The sequence below is a fragment of the Brachybacterium sp. AOP3-A1-3 genome, assembly GCF_052378285.1.
Lineage (GTDB): Bacteria > Actinomycetota > Actinomycetes > Actinomycetales > Dermabacteraceae > Brachybacterium.
Window position 1 is genome coordinate 1 of sequence record NZ_JBQSXM010000034.1, and the last position, 16276, is coordinate 16276.

The window sequence follows — 16276 nt, forward strand, 5'->3', positions numbered from 1 at the left end:
CATTGAGAGCGAGATCGAGCCCATCCAGTGATCACCCCGTCGAGCCCTCGCGGCTCGTTCGCCTCCTCCGGCGGTGGACCCCGTCGCCGCATCGGCCGGTTGCCGCGACGATCACTCTTGATCGGTGCCGGCCTGTTCCCGCTCGTGATCGCCGGTTGCGGGACCCGTGGCTCCAAGCGCGCCTCCGTCTCAAGTAATGAAGACCTGCTCCTGGAACATGGTTTCGCGGACGCGGGCGCGCACGAGATCATCGACCGGCTCGAAGCGCTCCCGGTGGCTGAGCGACCGCAGGACCTTATCGCCAGCGTCACTCCGACGTCTCTCCAGCTCCGTGACGATTCGGGGCGCGAGGCCGAGCTGCCTCTTCCCGAGGACCAGTTCTATTTGTCTGTGGCCCCGTTCGTGGAGACCACCCACGAGTGCGCCTTCCACAGCCTGACGACATGCCGCGGGGAACTGCGCAGCCGCGAGGTCGCCGTGAGGGTGGTCGACAGTGGCTCGGGCGAGGTCCTTGAGGAGGGCACTCGCACCTCTCATGACAACGGGTTCCTCGGTCTCTGGTTGCCACGTGGCATCACCACGGAGCTCACGTGCACCCTCGAGGACTACACGGGTGCCGCGTCCATCTCGACCCAGGCGGAGGATGATCTGACTTGTCTGACCAGTCTCCAGCTGACGTGAGCAGGCGAAGCACCCGCCCCGCCTTCTGGCACTCGATGGTCAGCCCCGCGGGGCGGAGCGTGACACCAGGCCTGAGTCGTCGGACCGCGCTGCGGCTGGGCGGGAGCCTGCTCGTCCTCGTTCCTCTCCTTGCGGCGTGCAGCGGTTCCTCGGATGTGGCGAGTGAGGCGAACGCCGGGTACGTCTCCGGCGATGGTGTCGTCGTCGAGATCCCCCCGGAGGGACGCGTCGATCCTCTGGCGATCCAGGGGACCACCTACGACGGCGACGACTTCGCCTCCACGGCGCTGCGCGGTGCGCCCTTGCTGATCAACGTCTGGTACGCGTCGTGTCCGCCGTGTCGGGTCGAAGCACCGGCGCTGAAGGCCGTGTACTCCGAGTACGGCGCCCTGGGAGTGGGATTCGTGGGCGTGAACACTCGGGACGAGGCTGGGCCGGCCGCTGCGTTCGAGGAGACCTTCGGCATCACCTACCCCTCGATCCCCGACCCCGACGGCGCGGTGATCGCGTCCATGGACGGCAGCGTCTCGCCCAACGCCGTCCCCACGACTTTGATCCTGGATGCTGAGGGACGAGTAGCCGCCCGGATCGCGGGTGCGGCCGATCAGAGCACTCTCGAGAGCCTCCTGGATACCGTGTTGGCGGAGGCCGCCTGATGGGTGAACTGTTCGCCACCACCGTGCTAAGCGGACCCCTGGCCGCAGCCCTGCTCCTGTCGATGGTGGCCGGTCTGGTCGCGTTCCTCTCCCCGTGCGTGCTTCCTGTCGTCCCCGGCTATCTCGGTTACATCACCGGGCTCACAGAACGAAGCGCCGGGCCACGCCGCACCGGCGATCCTGGGGAACGGCCATGGCGCCTGGTCACCGGTGCTGTCCTGTTCGTCGCGGGCTTCACGGCGGTATTCCTGGTCATCGGCGGTTTCGTCGGTGCACTCGGGTCATTGATGATCCAGTACACGAGCGCGATCAATCGGATCTCCGGAGTACTGGTCATCCTCATGGGCCTGGTGTTCGTAGGCATCTTCCCCCGCCTCTCCGGTGAGAAACGGATCCGGAAGCGCCCCGATGCCGGACTCGCCGGCGCGCCACTGCTCGGGATCACGTTCGGCTTCTCTTGGACCCCGTGCATCGGCCCGACGTTCGCCGCAGTCGCGGCGCTCAGCCTCGGAGAGGCATCCGCGAGCCGCGGCGCACTCCTCGCCTTCGGCTATGCCATTGGGCTCGGGATCCCGTTCATCCTCTTCGCCCTCGTCTTCCGGCGCGCCCTCGGAATCTCCAGGGTGCTGTCCCGGCATCGCCGCACGCTCCAGATCATCGGCGGCTCCGTGCTCATCGCCATCGGACTCCTACTGGTCTCCGGACTGTGGGAGCAGTGGATGGCACTGCTGCAGGTGCGGATCGGCAATTTCACCACGATCGTCTGAGAGCTGAGCTTGCCATGTGCGGCGGGCTCAGCGATCAGCGATCGCTCGGGGCAACCGGATGGTGAAGGTGGCTCCCCATCCTGGGCCCTCACTGGCCGCGTCCATGGTCCCGCCGTGCGCATCGACGAGGGCTCGACTGATCGTCAGGCCGATACCTGACCCGGAGTTCTCACGGGTGCGAGCGCTGTCGGCGCGGAAGAAGCGTTCGAACAGGCGTGATTGGTCCTCAGCGGTGAAACCCTCGCCGTCGTCCGCCACGGAGATCACCACGGTGCTGCTCTCCATCGTGGCCGAGAGCGTGACGGTGCCTCCGGGTGAGGTGTGCCGCAGGGCGTTGCTCAGAAGACTTCCGAGAACCTGGGCGAGACGGTGCGGGTCCGCATCCAGCATCGGCGATCGACGCGCCGCCATTTCTAGGTGCAGAGCCACCTCCGCGGTCTCGAACCTCTCCTCCCACTCCCGGAGTATCGACTCCAGCAAGTCGTGGACGGCGAAGGGCCGCAGCTCAACTGCGAGCTGGCCCTCTTCAGCCCGGGACACCTCACTAATGTCGTCAGCCAACCGGGACAGGCGCACGGTCTGGCCGGCGAGGATGGGCATGGCCGTCTCCGGTTCGATGACACCATCGGCCATCGCCTCGTGATGTGCCGAGAGGGTGGCGATGGGGGTGCGTAGCTCATGGGCGAGGTCGGAGAGCAGTTGGCGTCGGGTCTCTTCGACGGCATCCAGGCGTGCAGCCATGTCGTTGAGCGTGGCAGCTAGAGAGTCGAGTTCGGTCCCGGCCCCGACGGACGGCACGCGTGTGGAGTAGTGGCCACGGGACAGCTCGTCGACAGCCGAGGTGAGGCCGTGAAGCGTCTGGCGGAGTCGTCGTGCCAGGTTCCAGGTGACCAGTCCCGCGGCCAGGAGGGAGACCACCAGTCCGACCCCGAGGGCAAGTGCGAGCGCGTCACGGTAGGCGCGCTCGATATGGACGAGCTCGTCGCTGCCCACCGGGAGATCGGTCTGGAGCAGGTGGTAGTGGAAGACGGCAGGCCCGATGATCACCGTCAGCACCGTAATGGTGAGTGCGCCGGCGAGCAGCACGATGAGCTGGCCGATCATCAGGCGCGAGGCCAAGCTGGTGCCAGGGCGAACCGTTCGAGGAGAGGTACTGCGGGCGGTCACGAGCTCATCCCTTCCCCATCCGGTATCCGATACCGCGCACGGTGGTCACGAACCGTGCAGATTCAGCCGACTCGTCGAGTTTTCGTCGCAGGTTGGCGATGTGCACATCGACGAGATGGTCGTCGCCGATCCAGCTGTCGCCCCAGACGGCTTCCATCAGCTGGCCGCGGCTGAAAGCCTGGCCCGGCCGGTGCGCCAGGGTCATCAGGAGCCCCCTCTCGGTAGGGGTCAACGGGACCACCCGGCCAGCGAGGCGCACTTCCTGCGCAGCCGTGTCGATCTCCAGCTCGCCGAACGTACGCACCATGCCTGAAGCATTCCCTGACTCGACGCGAGGCCGCCGCAGCACGGCATGGACCCGGGCGACGAGCTCACGCACGCTGAACGGCTTGGTGAGGTAGTCATCCGCCCCCACCGACAGCCCCACCAGGCGGTCCACCTCCTCGGATCGCGCCGTCGTGATCAGCACGTAGCAGTCCGAGAAGGCGCGGATCCTGCGCATCACCTCCAAGCCATCGAGACCAGGCAGGCCGAGGTCGAGGACGATCACGTCCGGCGACATGGTGCGGGCTGCCTCCACCGCTTCGGGACCGCTTCGCGCGCTCGCAGTCGCGTAGCCGGCCTTCGCGAGATACGCCTGGACCACGTCCGACAGCGCGACCTCGTCCTCGACGACCAGAACCATCGCCGCTGCTCGATCCGTTTCACTCCTCATGGCTCCAGTCTGGTCCCCGTTCCTGGACACCGAGCGTTTTCGGAGGTGCGGGCGGACTATCTGGACCAGATCTTGAGGAACTCTCAACGGGAACTTCGCCCGCCCCGGGGAACCTGGTGGGGACCGTGCCGCGTACGTACTCGACCAAGGGAGACCCCCGATGATGCCGACCGATGCGATGTCGTGGCTGATGTGGGCGATGGTCGCCGGTCTCCTCGTTCTCCTCTGGGCCTCGGCACTGCTGCTGGCACGCACCGTGTTGCCCGGGCGCCCCCGACGCGCTCGGGACGAGAACGAGGCGATCGGGGAACTCTCCCTGCGCCTGGCTCGAGGAGAGATCACGGCCGAAGAGTTCGAGCAACGGCAACGACTGGTCTTGAATGCCTTTCGGCCATGACACCACCCCCTCACTCCAGAAGGACTGCACCTTTGAAGACCTTTTCCCGCCGCACCGTGTTCACCGGAGGCCTCGGCGCGGCAGCGCTGACACTCGCGGCATGCGGTAACCGCACCACCCCGACTGAGGCGGGGACCTTCGCACCGCCTCCTGCCCTGACGCCGAAAGCCGGTCAGAACGTCGTCACCCAGACCCTCACCGCGGCACCGACGATTGTGGACCTCGGAGGGAGGACGGTCTCGACCTGGGCATACGGCGAGAGCCTCCCCGGGCCGCTGATCCGCGCCACAGCCGGCGATCTGCTGCGCATCACGCTCGAGAACCGCCTGCCCGAGACCTCCACAATTCACTGGCACGGCATCCGGCTGCACAATGCAGCCGACGGGGTGCCGGGGATGACGCAGGACCCGGTCAAGCCGGACACCTCCTTCACCTACGAGTTCGTCGCCCCCGACCCCGGCACCTACTTCCTCCACTCCCACGTCGGCCTGCAGCTCGACCGCGGGCTCTACGCCCCGCTGATCATCGACGATCCCGACGAACCCGGTGACTACGACGCAGAATGGATCGTGACCCTCGATGACTGGATCGATGGCACCGGGCAAACCCCCGACGAGGTCCTGGCCGCGCTCACCGGCGCCGGCCCCTCGGATGCCGGCGGCATGGACCACGGCGACATGCCCATGGGCGACGAACCCGCCGACGGTGAATCCGGGAGCATGGACCACGGCGGTATGCCGATGGGTGGCGAGCCCTGGGGCGACGCGGGTGACGTGGCCTACCCCCACTTCCTCCTCAACGGCCGGGTTCCCGAAGCGCCGGAGATCTTCGAGGCGAAGCCCGGCCAGCGTGTTCGGCTCCGTCTGATCAATGCCTCCGCCGACACCATCTTCGCCCTCGCGCTCGGAGACCACGATCTCTCGGTCACCCATTCGGATGGATTCTCCGTCGAACCGGTCACCGCCAAGGCGCTCTATCTCGGCATGGGTGAACGGTACGACGTGGTGGTCACCGTGAAAGACGGCATGTTCCCTCTGGTGGCGCGTCCTGTCGGGAAGACCAGCGGCGGCCAGGGGCTCGCGGTGCTGAGGACCGGTGCTGGCTCCGTTCCCGCTCCGGACGTCCAGGTCAGAGAGCTCGACGGGGAGGTCCTCATCGGGTCCACCCTGGAACCGGCCGAGGCCGCGCGACTCGAGGACCGCGCCGTCGACACCGAGCTCGAACTCGCGTTCCAAGGTTCGATGCAGCCGTACCAGTGGGCCATCAACGGAGCGCCCTACGGTCAGAACACTCCGCTGAGCATCCGCGAGGGGCAGCGGGTGCGGATCACCGCGACCAACGAGACGATGATGAGCCACCCCCTCCACATCCACGGCCACACCTTCGCCCTGCCGTCGGGACTTCGGAAGGACACGGTGATGCTCGCGCCCATGGAATCGTTCGCCCTCGACTTCGATGCGGACAATCCGGGCCGGTGGGCAGCGCACTGCCACAACGCGTACCACCAGGAAGCCGGCATGATGACCGGCATCGACTACGCGCCCTGACGCCGTACGGCCACGCCCCCGAGGGCGCCACGGTGAGACCGGCTGCGTCACTGCGATCGATTCGACCGACCGTCACCTCATCGTCCGCGGCGTTCACGAACAGACGTGTGCCAGCGACCAACCTGCTCGCCGGAAGGCCCGCATGGAGCGTGCCTTCCCGTTGTCCCCCGCCAGGGGAGACCCTCCGACGTTGTCGGGGGCTCTCCGAGGTGACCGACCTCCAGGTGAGCGCCCAGACGGTTCGCCTCGTCGTCACCTCCGAGAACGAAATCGACGACACCACGGTCCTCGGCGCAGTCGAGGAGGCCGGTTCAGTCAGATGATTCAGAGTGAGAGGGAAGATCTCGCTACGGTGGGTTCCTCCCTATCATGGAGCCCAGAGCTCTATGCCCCGCCCTGCCGAAAGGTCGGATCGTGATGTATTTCGGGATTGTGGCCATGGCCTTGGTGGCGATGCTGACCCTCGTGGCGCTGTTCGCGGCGCATCGTGTCTTGACGGTTCACGTCGATCCGTTGACCTCGTTGCCTGCCCAATCTGGATGGGTGCCCCAGGAGCACGCCCTATCGCGCTTCCACGTGCGTTGGTATCTTGCGTCCATCATCTTCCTGGCCTTCGACGTCGAGATGCTGTTCATGTACCCCTGGGCCGTGGTCGTGATTGAGAAGGGGCTCTCCGCAGTCGTCGAGATGTTCCTCTTTCTCGGCGCTCTGCTTGTCGCTGTGGCCTGGGCTTGGCGGGAAGGGGCGTTTCGATGGGTCTGAACGAACTCCTCGCCGGACTCGCCGTCCGTGCTGCCCACGTCCTCGTTGTCGAGCCGCCGGGCCAGTGGTCGATACGTGTGGAGCTCGAACATCAGATGCTGCGCCGTGGATGGCGACGGGCGTGGACCCCAGCCGATGCGGACGTCCTTGCGGTGTGCGGCGTGCCCGGCCCTGAACTGGCGGAACTGGTGGACCTCATCTGGGAGCAGATGCCCGGTCCGCGGGTACGCACCAGCATCAGCTCGCCCGACGCTGTGGCATTGGCTCTACGCACCGCCGCTGACCTCCTTCTCGACACTCCCGGTCATAGAGCAGATGCGCAGGGCCGACTGCAGGAACCTCAGCTTTCTGACGACTCCAACGACATGGACGACGGGGACCTCGACCATGGTGAACACGACGGGACGCCCCCCGAAGAAAACCCCGGTATGAGGAACCCAGACCATGGCGAGATGGAACATGACCAGGCGGGCCACGAGAACCACGACGGCCATGGCGGCCACGAGGGTCATGGCGGCCACGAGAGCCACGAGGGTCATGGCGGCCACGGCGGAATGGACATGGCTCCGGGGGGCATTCCGTTGGCCCAGGGCGGGGAAGACCGTGACGGTCTGGAGATGGATGTCCTGCATCTGGCGCTGGGTCCTGTCTTGCCGTTCTGGCCGGCAGGGCTGGTCCTTCGCTGCTCGTTGCAGGGCGATGTCGTGGTCGACGCCGAGGCAGCTGTGATCGATGGTGGGGGCTACGGGACTCCGGTGCAGGCGAAGCGTCCCGGCCCCGTGTCCCCGGCGGTGCGGTGTGACAGTGCCCTGGCGTTGCTGGCACTTGCGGGGGCGGAAGATGCGGCAGCCCGTGCCCGCCATGCCCGGGACACACTGCTGCACGGCGAACAAGATGCTGCCCAGGACGCCGTTGAGCGGTTGTACCGCACAGTGCGGAAATCGCGGCTGCTGCGTTGGTCTCTGCGGAGCGTTCTGCCTCTCACCTCCGCTGATCTAGAGCGTCATGGCTTGCCGAGCCGTTGTCTCGGGGACGCCCACGACCGGTTGCTGTGGAGCCTCGACGTGATCCGGGCCGAGACACGCAACGAGGAGCCCGTGGCGCCGATCGAGACAGGTGTGGTGCCTTGGGAGATTGTGCCGCACCTGGTGCCAGGGGTGGAAGTGGCCTCTGTGCGGCTGGCGGTGGCGAGCTTGGATCTTGTTCCGTTCCCGGCCGTCCAGGAGGCGAGGCATGTCTGAGTCCGTGGTGACGACCGTCTCTGCCGGATGGGCCGTACTGGCAGCCATCATTCTGGGCGGCCTCGCGTTCTTCGCTGTTGCTCTGGAGGCGGCATTGTCCGCTCGCGCCCACGGCGCCTCCGGTGGTTGGGTGGCGCCCGTGGCCCGCACCGCGCGGCTGCTGCGGCAGCGGCGCCGGACCACCGTGGCCGCGGACACGCTGCTGTGGCGGATCGGTGGCGCGGGCCTGCTGGTCGGGGCGTTCGTAATGGTCGCGGTGATCCCGTTGGGGCGCTGGACGCTGGCGGACCTGGACGTGGGGGTGGTGTGGTTCAACGCCGTGGACGTCATGGTCTGGGCCCTGGTGTGGTTGGCCGGGTGGGGCGCCAATTCGACGCACAGCCTGGTGGGTGGCTACCGGTTCCTTGCCCATGGGCTGGCATACGAGCTCCCCTTGATGTTTGCGCTGGTGGCCCCGGCGATCGCGGCTGGCAGTCTTCGCGTCGGGGAGGTGGCTGCCGCGCAGGAGGGCCTGTGGTTCGTGGTGTGGATGCCGGTGGCGTTCCTGGTCTATCTGATCGGGGTGACCGGGTTCTCGGTGTGGGGCCCGTTCGCCCCGGCCCTTTCCGCGGACATTGCCGGTGGTGTGCTGAGTGAACTCTCCGGGGTGGACCGCCTTGTTTTCCTGGCCGGGCGCTACGCGTTGTTGGCTGCCGGGGCGGCCTTCGCGGTACCGCTGTTCCTGGGCGGGGGCGCCGGGCCCGTGCTGCCGGGCTGGGCGTGGGTGCTGGTGAAGACCGTGGCGGTGCTGACCGTGCTGGTGTGGTTGCGGCGGAAGCTGCCGATGTTCCGACCGGACCGGTTCATGGAGATCGGGTGGGTGGTCTTGCTGCCTGCGGCCGTGGCCCAGGACCTGGTCGTGTCTCTCGTCGTCGTCGGGAAGGGCTGAACCGTGCTGTTCACAATCGTGTTCTGGGTACTCGCCGTGGTGGCCGTGGCCGCGGGCGTAGCCGTGTTCGTGGTGGACTCCATGGCCCGGGCCACCTACGCCCTGGCGCTGTCGTTCATCGCCGTGGGAGTGCAGATCCTCCTCTTGCAGCAGAGCTATCTCGGGGTCATCACGATCTTGATGATGGTGATGGAGATGGCGGTGATGGCTGTTTACATGGTGATGTTCATGGGCATGAACCCGGCGCTGATGCCGATGGACATGACCCACGGGAAGAAGACGGCGATCGGCGCCTCGGCCGGCGTTTTCGGGCTGCTGGCTGCCGGCGCCCTGCTCATCCCCTGGCCGGAGCGACGCGGCGCCCCGCCCGAGGACCTCACGCAGGCGATCGGCTTGGCGATCATGGACGAGAAGATGCTGGTCATGGTCGTGGTGGGTGCGGTCCTGGTGGCAACCATCGTGTCCGGGGTGGTGCTGGCCGCTCATCGCACCCGCTACGACCGGTTCGGTGACGACCTACGCCGCCGGCCGGCCGACGATCCCCAGCCGGGGGGTGTGGGCCGATGACCCTGGAAGCCGTGCTGGTGGTGGCCGCCGCGCTGTTCGCGGTGGGCCTCTACGGAGCGCTGTCCCAGCAGGTGGTGGTGATGGTGATGATGGGTCTGGAGCTGATGATCAACGGGGTGTTGCTGGCCGCCGCCGGATTCTGGTGGTTCCTGGCCCCGGACCCTTCCGGGCAGGTGCTGCTGCTGGTCGTGCTGGCGGCGATGACCGTGGAGATGGCCATGGGCTTCGCCGTGGCCACGTTGCTGCACCGCCGGCGCCAGACCGACATGACGGACATGGCCGAGGAGCTGTCCCGATGAGCGGGGCCGAGGGCGCGTTGCTCGCCATGGTGCTGCTCCCGGGGGGCATGGGCGCCGCGCTGGCCCTGACCCGCCGGTGGGAACGCGTTGCGACACCGATCGCGGTGGCCACCGCTGGGCTCACCACGGCACTGGCGGGAGTCGTCGCCCTGGCCAGGCCGGCGCTGTCGTCCCCGTTCCTGGCCGGCGCCGACTTCGCACTGGAGGTGGATGCCCTTGCGGCGCTGACCGCACCGATGATCGCCGCGGTGACCTTCCTGGTGCTGGTCTTCGCGGCTGGGAGCATCCGGGAGTCCCGGGCCCGCTTCCACGGGCTGATGCTGATCTTCTCCGCCGCGGCCTTGGTCACGGCCTCCGCCGCCAGTATCCCGGCGCTGCTGTTCGCTTGGGAGGTGATGGGCGCGACCTCCTACGCCCTGATCGGGTTCTGGTGGCGGGAACCGCACCGGGTCTCGGCGGGGCTCACCGCCTTCCTCACCACCCGCACCGCCGACCTGGGCCTCTACGTCGCCGCCGGCGCCGCCCTGGCCGGCGGAGCAGGAATGGCGCTGGCTGACCTCCCCGCCGCGACGGACCCGTGGCGCCACGTCGTCGCGGCCGGGATCCTGGTCGCTGCCCTGGGGAAGGCCGCACAGCTGCCCTTCTCGTTCTGGCTCTCCGGGGCGATGCAGGGTCCCAGCCCGGTGAGCGCGCTGCTGCACTCAGCGGCGATGGTGGCCATGGGCGGCTTTCTGCTTCTGCGCGTGGAGCCGTTGTTGGCTGCGACCGGGTGGGCCGGGCCAGTGGCCGCCTGGCTCGGGATGCTCACCGCGGTGCTGATGGGCATCGTGGCGCTGGCCCAGCGGGAGCTCAAACAGCTCCTGGCCGCCTCCACGGTCGCCCAGCTGGGGTTCGTCGTTCTCGCTGCCGGCGTCGGCGCGGTCAGTGGCGGCGCGGCCCATCTGGTGGCGCACGCCTCCACCAAGGCCCTGCTCTTCCTGGCTGCCGGGGCATGGTTGACGGCGGTGGGCACCGAAGATCTCGCGAGACTACGCGGAGTGGGGCGTCGGTGGCGGGTTGTCGGGGTCTGCGCGAGCGTGGGGGCGCTGGCCCTGGCGGGGATCGCCCCGCTGTCCCTGTGGGCGACCAAGGACGCCGTGCTGGCTGCTGCGCTCGAGGCCTCCCCGTGGCTCTATGCCGCCGGGTTGCTGGCGTCCGCCCTGTCGGCCGCCTATGCCGGCAAGGCCCTGTGGGCGATCTGGCGCCGCGGGGACGGCGCGGGAGTCCGTGCGGGCGGCACCGGCCAGGTGGGGGCCCTGGCGCAGGCGCCGCTGGTCGTGCTGGCCACCGGCGCGGCCGGGCTCGTCGTGCTCGCTCTGCCCCCGCTCAGCCGGGCCCTCGCCCAGGCCCTGGGCGGGCACGGCGAGGTCTCGGCCGTCGAGCTGGCTCTCTCGGCCGTGATCGCGGCGGCCGTGCTGCTGCTGATGCTGCGGCTACGCGCCCCCGAGCCGAGATGGGCCCGTGAGTGGCTGGGGCTGGAGAGGATCGCGCATGCCGTCGTCGTCCGCCCGTCCCTGTCCCTGGCGCACGCCCTGGCTCGGTTCGATGACCACGTCCTGGACCGCACCGTGATGGCCGCCGCCGGGGCGGTGCCTGTGCTAGCGCGAATCGCCGCCCGTGCCGACGACCGGTTTCTCGACGCCGGGTTCGACGCCACCGCGCACGCCGTCGACGTGACCGGTCACCTGGCGGCGAGGGTCGATGACGACGGAGTGGACCGTGGGGTGGAGATCCTCGCCAGTCGGGTCCGCCGGCTCGGGCATCTGGCCCGGATCCCGCAGACCGGAGCCATCCACCAGTACTTCCTCCAGGCCGTCGCGGTCCTCGCGATCGGCGTCGTGGCCTGGTCCGTCTATGCCGTGATGGGATGAGCATGCTGAGTCTGATCGTTTTCCTGCCCCTGGCCGGCGCCGTCGTCCTGGCGGCGATGCCGGCGGTCGGCCCTGCGGTCGCCCGCTGGACCTGGGTCGCCGTGAGCGCGGTCGAGCTGGTGCTCGTCGGAGTGCTGTGGGTCGGTTATGAGGACCCGGGGCAAAACGCACTGGCGTACGAGCAGCAGGTGCCGTGGATCCCGGGGGTGAACAGCAGCTATCACGTGGGCGTGGATGGTCTCTCGTTACCGCTGGTGGCCATGACGACGATCGTGTTCCTGGCCTGTGCCGTCTACGCCCTGCGCCAGCCCGACCGGCCCCGGATTCAGGCGGCCCTGTTCCTGTTCCTGCAGGGCGTGAGTCTGGGGGTGTTCGTGGCAGCCGACCTCATCCTGTTCTTCGTGTTCTTCGATCTCTCGATCGTGGGCATGTACTTCGTGATCGCCGGATGGGGCCATGGCAACGCTGCCCGCTCGGCCCTGAAGTTCTTCCTCTACACGTTTCTGGGATCACTGGCCCTGCTGCTGGGCTTTATCGGGCTCTACGTGGCCGCCGCACCGCACACCTTCGACATCCCCGAGCTTGTCGCGGCCACCCCGCTCGATGACAGCCCGCTGACCGGGGGGCTGGTGCTGGCGGCGATCGTGGTCGGTCTCGCGGTGAAGACCCCCACCGTTCCCTTCCATACCTGGTTGCCACCGGCCCACACCGACGCCCCGGCGACCGGTTCGGCCGTGCTGGCTGCGGTGTTGCTGAAGATGGGGACCTATGGGTTCGTGCGCATCGCCATGCCGATGCTCCCGGAGGCGTGGCGGTCCTGGGCCTGGGTGATCGTGGCGATCGGTATCGTCTCGGTGCTGTACGGAGCGTTCGTGGCGCTGGCTCAGACGGACCTCAAGCGGATGGTGGCCTACACCTCCGTCAATCATATGGGCTACATCGTCCTGGCCCTGGGTGCGGCGGGTCTGGTCGCCGAGGGCGCCGAGCAGGCCCGCTCGGTGGCGGTCACCGGTGCGGTGGTGCAGATGGTCAGCCACGGGTTGATCACCGCCGCGCTGTTCCTGCTGGCGGGGGTGATGCAGGATCGGGCCGGCACCTATGACATGGGTTCCTACGGAGGCCTGGCCGGTCCCGCGCCGCGGTATGCGGCGCTGTTCGCGGTCGGTGCCTTCGCCTCCCTGGGCCTGCCCGGGTTCTCCGGATTCATCGCCGAGTTCCAGATCTTCGCCGGCAGCATCGCGGTCGCCCCGGTCACCGCCATCGCCCTGCCGGGCATCCTGGTCACGGCCGCCCTGTTCCTGCGGGCGCTGCAGCAAGTGTTCACCGGCCCCACGGAGGGCCGATCGCCCGGGTTCGCGGATCTGCGCGTCCGGGAGCTGTGGTCGGTCGGTCCGCTGCTGGCCCTGTCCGTGCTCATCGGGGTGCTGCCTCGAGTCCTGCTCGAGGTGATCGAGCCGGCCTCCGCGGCCCTGGTCTCCTTGGTCGGGAGGTAACCGGTGGAGGCCTCGATGCAGATGCGGCCCGCCCTGCTGCTGCCGGAGATCCTCGTCTTCATCGGCGGCCTGGTGGTGCTGCTGGGCGGCTCATTCCTGCCCCGCCAGCGGCAGTGGATCGCCCGCGCCGTCGCCGCGGTAGCCCTGCTCGGTGCCACGGTCGCCGCCGCCGTGGCGATGACCGGCCCCGAACAGAGCGCGTTCTCAGGCACCTTCGCTGTGGACGTCGCCACCGGAGCCGCCCGGATAATCGCGGCCCTGACGACCCTGTTGGTCCTCGGGGTGGCCTCCGGGGAACTCGCCGGCTCGCCGCGAGAGTCCGACACCTACGCGCTGCTGCTCTTCGCCACCACCGGGGTGATGGTGCTAGCCGGAACCACCGACCTGCTCGTGCTCGTAGCCGGATTCCTGCTGGTCAGCATCCCCTTGTACGGGATTATCGGCCTGACCGGCGGCCGGGCCGGGGCCGAAGCGGCGATGAAGACCTACCTCATGGGCGCGTTGTCCGGGATCCTGCTCATGCTCGGGGTCACCGTGCTCTACGCCGTGGCCGGGGGCACCGACTACGCCCTGCTGCGGGACGTGCTACCCGGGGCCCCGGCCGCAGCCGTGGGGGTCGGCGTGCTGGGCGTGCTCGCCGGGTTGCTGTTCAAGGCCGGCGGCGTGCCCCTGCACTTCTGGGTACCCGACGCCACACAGGGCACCGGCGGCACCGCCGCGACGTTCCTGACCACGGTCCCCAAGATCGGAGCGCTGGTAGCCGTCTACCGATTCGTGGCCACGATCTCCGAAGGCGACGGCTCCTGGCTGGTCGTCGCAGGCGTGCTGGCCACGACCTCCATGGTCGTGGGCAACCTTGCCGCGTACTGGCAGACCGATCCCCGCCGGCTGCTGGGCTGGTCGACCGTGGCCCAGGTCGGGTTCCTGCTCGTCCCGGTGGCCGCGGCGGGTCGCAGTGATCTGGCACTGCCCTCATTCTTGTTCTACCTCGCCGCCTATGCCCTGGCCAACGTCGCCGCCTTCGCCGTCACCGCAGCGCTGCCCCACCACCGCGAGCTGAGTGACTACCGAGGTCTGGCCCGGTCCCGCCCCGGGCTGGCCCTGGCTCTGCTCGTCGCGCTGCTGGGCCTGGTGGGCACCCCACCGCTGGCCGTGTTCGTCGGCAAGCTCACCACCGCCACCGCAGCCTGGGACGGCGGGCACGGCTGGTTGGCGCTGGTCGTGATGCTCAACAGCGTGCTCAGCCTGTTCTACTACCTGCGCTGGTTCGCGCCCGCATTCGCCCGTCCTACCGATAACGGCGCTAGCTTCCCCCGCCCGGGCGGAGCGGCCACCTGGCCGGCAGCCACCGCCGGGGTGGCTGCCACCGCGAGCCTGGGGCTCGGCATCCTGGCCGGTTTCCTGTGGGCGGCTCTGGAAGGACCCCTGCTGTTCTAAAGACGGTGCCGGCATGGACGTCACCATCGCTGCCGTCGGCGTGATCCTCGCGTCTGACGCGCCACGCTCGGTATGGCCTCTCGGCCACTTGGGCACGGCTTATCCCAGCGCATTCTCGAGACGTTGAGCCTCTCCCGGCTTCGCCAACCCCTCGTGGCGGCACGTGTGAATCGGCTGTAAGTGTTCGTGGTGGCCGGCCCGGGGGCTGGCTGGCAGGGTTGGGGCTGGTAGTCCGGCGCCCGTCGTGACTCCTGAATCGGCTGACCCCTACGGGGTGTCATTCCCGGGATCTGTCCGGCAGGGACCGGGTGCCGGCGCCAGCCCTGGCCCACTACGATGGCTTGATCAGAAGCATGTCCACCGTCGAGATCACGATCCCGACGGCGTGGCTCATTACAGGCCCACCTCGTAGTAACTCTCATCCTGGGCCGACGCCAGCAACGACGTCCCGTCCCAGCGATTCGAGAGGAACATCGTCATGAACACGCTGCCTGCCACTGTAGGGGACATCCACCGATAAGTCGTCGGCGTCGACACCCACGCCGCAACCCACTCCTACGCGATCATCGAAGTCCCGAACGGCGCTTTCATAGATCAGAACGTCTTCCCGATCAGCCCTGCAGAGCTGCGACGCGCCCGAGACTGGATCTCACGCCGAACCGAGGGAGATCTCGACGGTGTACTGATCGTTGTGGAAGGAACTGGCTCCTACGGAGCAGTTCTCAGCGACGTGTGGCAGCGAGCGGGGTACCGAGTCGTCGAGGCACCGACCCCGCGTCCTGACGACGTACGGTCACGCCCCTGACGTCGAGGGAGACGAAAGCGGGCACTAATGGGGCAGCGGGAGCGAGAGCCTCCTGCTGCACTCGTATGGCCTTCAGCGCATCTCGGGAACGGTGAAGGCTGGGAGCAGGGTTCCGATGATGAGGTCGGCGGCGTCCTTGAGCTCGATTCGGCCGGCGGTCACCTCTTCGGCGGCAGCGTTCATGGCCAAATGGGTGACGGCGAGCAGCCAGCTGACCGGAAGCTCTGCGCGGAACACCCCTTCACGCTGTCCGCGTTCGAAGAGACCCTGCATGCGCCCCTCGGCCACCTCATGCATCTCACGGATGCGCGCTGACGGCAGTTCGCGCTGTGCCACTACGAGCACAGAGCGGACGCGTTCCAGGAGAGACCAGCTCGACGTGATGAGGGCTTCGAGCGCTGCCACTGGGTCCCCGTCGAGGGGCACGTTCCCGAGGACGTCCTCGGCCTGCTCGAGGCTGTCCGCGAGGGTCGCATCGATCAGTGCCGCACGGTTGGCGAAGTGCCCGTACAGGGTCATGCGGCCCACGCCGGCTTCGGCGGCGATGTCGGCGACGGAAGCGTCCGGGTTCTTGCGCAGCGCGACCGGCGCGGCGGCGAGGATCTTCGCCCGGTTGCGCTGTGCGTCGGCACGCTGATTGACCCCCAGACCGCTCTTGCCGCGTTCACCTGCTGCGGTCGTGCCCTTGACGTTCGGCATCTTCCACCTCTAACTCGTACGGGAATGTATGGGTTACTCTATCCGTTGTAACCCGTACACTGATGTCTGAGTTCGGTGTTGTGGGGCCCCTCCCACGGGAACGCAGTCAAGGACGGAAGGGCCAGAGGCCATGAGAACGAAGAAGCATGAGACGAACGAGGTGCGTCATGTCTGAGTCAGATGCACCTGTGCCCCAGACGGGGGT

16 protein-coding genes are annotated in these 16276 nt (G+C 68.1%); 13 read left to right on the forward strand and 3 right to left on the reverse strand.

The features are described 5' to 3' along the window. The first annotated feature begins 117 nt into the window (after positions 1-117). Genes ACT3T5_RS18970 through ACT3T5_RS18980 form a run of 3 tightly spaced genes read left to right on the forward strand, consistent with a single transcriptional unit; the run spans position 118 to position 2104 of the window. Positions 118-681, forward strand: coding sequence for a CueP family metal-binding protein (locus ACT3T5_RS18970; RefSeq protein ID WP_443398548.1), 564 nt, complete (start codon positions 118-120; stop codon positions 679-681). 35 nt (positions 682-716) lie between these two features. Further along, positions 717-1337, forward strand: a complete 621-nt coding sequence (locus ACT3T5_RS18975) for a TlpA family protein disulfide reductase (protein WP_444576977.1) — start codon at positions 717-719, stop codon at positions 1335-1337. Next, positions 1337-2104 (forward strand): cytochrome c biogenesis CcdA family protein, encoded by a 768-nt coding sequence (locus ACT3T5_RS18980; protein WP_443398546.1) that lies wholly within the window; start codon positions 1337-1339, stop codon positions 2102-2104. The genes ACT3T5_RS18975 and ACT3T5_RS18980 overlap by 1 nt, the downstream gene beginning before the upstream one ends. 27 nt (positions 2105-2131) lie before the next feature. Here the strand turns inward: ACT3T5_RS18980 and ACT3T5_RS18985 are convergent, their stop codons facing one another. Then, a complete protein-coding gene (locus ACT3T5_RS18985) occupies positions 2132-3208 on the reverse strand; it encodes a sensor histidine kinase (RefSeq protein ID WP_444595261.1) in 1077 nt (358 codons plus the stop codon). Positions 3209-3275: 67 nt separating this feature from the next. Next, positions 3276-3956: a response regulator transcription factor gene (locus ACT3T5_RS18990; RefSeq protein ID WP_443398545.1), complete on the reverse strand. Its 681-nt coding sequence runs from the start codon at positions 3954-3956 to the stop codon at positions 3276-3278. A 190-nt stretch (positions 3957-4146) separates the two neighbouring features. Between ACT3T5_RS18990 and ACT3T5_RS18995 the strand changes: the two genes are divergently transcribed. The 10 genes from ACT3T5_RS18995 (at position 4147) to ACT3T5_RS19040 (ending at position 14567) form a co-directional block, all read left to right on the forward strand. Continuing rightward, entirely contained in the window at positions 4147-4383 is a 237-nt protein-coding gene (locus tag ACT3T5_RS18995; protein ID WP_443398544.1) for an SHOCT domain-containing protein, read from the forward strand. Between the two features lie 32 nt (positions 4384-4415). Continuing rightward, the gene (locus tag ACT3T5_RS19000) at positions 4416-5930 is read left to right on the forward strand and encodes a multicopper oxidase family protein (protein ID WP_444576683.1); all 1515 of its coding nucleotides are present in this window, start codon (positions 4416-4418) and stop codon (positions 5928-5930) included. A gap of 417 nt (positions 5931-6347) precedes the next feature. After that, a complete protein-coding gene (locus ACT3T5_RS19005) occupies positions 6348-6692 on the forward strand; it encodes an NADH-quinone oxidoreductase subunit A (RefSeq protein ID WP_010534535.1) in 345 nt (114 codons plus the stop codon). Next, the gene (locus ACT3T5_RS19010; RefSeq protein WP_444576681.1) at positions 6683-7933 is read left to right on the forward strand and encodes a hypothetical protein; all 1251 of its coding nucleotides are present in this window, start codon (positions 6683-6685) and stop codon (positions 7931-7933) included. Before ACT3T5_RS19005 ends, ACT3T5_RS19010 begins: the two co-directional genes overlap by 10 nt. Then, positions 7926-8861 carry a complex I subunit 1 family protein gene (locus tag ACT3T5_RS19015; protein WP_053916544.1) on the forward strand — a complete coding sequence of 312 codons (936 nt, stop codon included), beginning with the start codon at positions 7926-7928 and terminating at the stop codon, positions 8859-8861. Before ACT3T5_RS19010 ends, ACT3T5_RS19015 begins: the two co-directional genes overlap by 8 nt. Before the next feature lie 3 nt (positions 8862-8864). Further along, positions 8865-9428: an NADH-quinone oxidoreductase subunit J gene (locus tag ACT3T5_RS19020; RefSeq protein ID WP_209886466.1), complete on the forward strand. Its 564-nt coding sequence runs from the start codon at positions 8865-8867 to the stop codon at positions 9426-9428. Then, positions 9425-9727, forward strand: a complete 303-nt coding sequence (locus ACT3T5_RS19025; RefSeq protein WP_010534530.1) for an NADH-quinone oxidoreductase subunit NuoK — start codon at positions 9425-9427, stop codon at positions 9725-9727. Before ACT3T5_RS19020 ends, ACT3T5_RS19025 begins: the two co-directional genes overlap by 4 nt. Beyond that, positions 9724-11637: an NADH-quinone oxidoreductase subunit 5 family protein gene (locus ACT3T5_RS19030; RefSeq protein WP_444595262.1), complete on the forward strand. Its 1914-nt coding sequence runs from the start codon at positions 9724-9726 to the stop codon at positions 11635-11637. Before ACT3T5_RS19025 ends, ACT3T5_RS19030 begins: the two co-directional genes overlap by 4 nt. Then, the gene (locus ACT3T5_RS19035) at positions 11634-13130 is read left to right on the forward strand and encodes a complex I subunit 4 family protein (protein ID WP_444595263.1); all 1497 of its coding nucleotides are present in this window, start codon (positions 11634-11636) and stop codon (positions 13128-13130) included. Before ACT3T5_RS19030 ends, ACT3T5_RS19035 begins: the two co-directional genes overlap by 4 nt. Before the next feature lie 15 nt (positions 13131-13145). Further along, entirely contained in the window at positions 13146-14567 is a 1422-nt protein-coding gene (locus ACT3T5_RS19040) for an NADH-quinone oxidoreductase subunit N (protein ID WP_245348810.1), read from the forward strand. A gap of 877 nt (positions 14568-15444) precedes the next feature. Here ACT3T5_RS19040 and ACT3T5_RS19045 read toward each other — a convergent pair. Then, a complete protein-coding gene (locus ACT3T5_RS19045) occupies positions 15445-16071 on the reverse strand; it encodes a TetR/AcrR family transcriptional regulator (RefSeq protein ID WP_053916548.1) in 627 nt (208 codons plus the stop codon). Positions 16072-16276 lie beyond the last annotated feature (205 nt).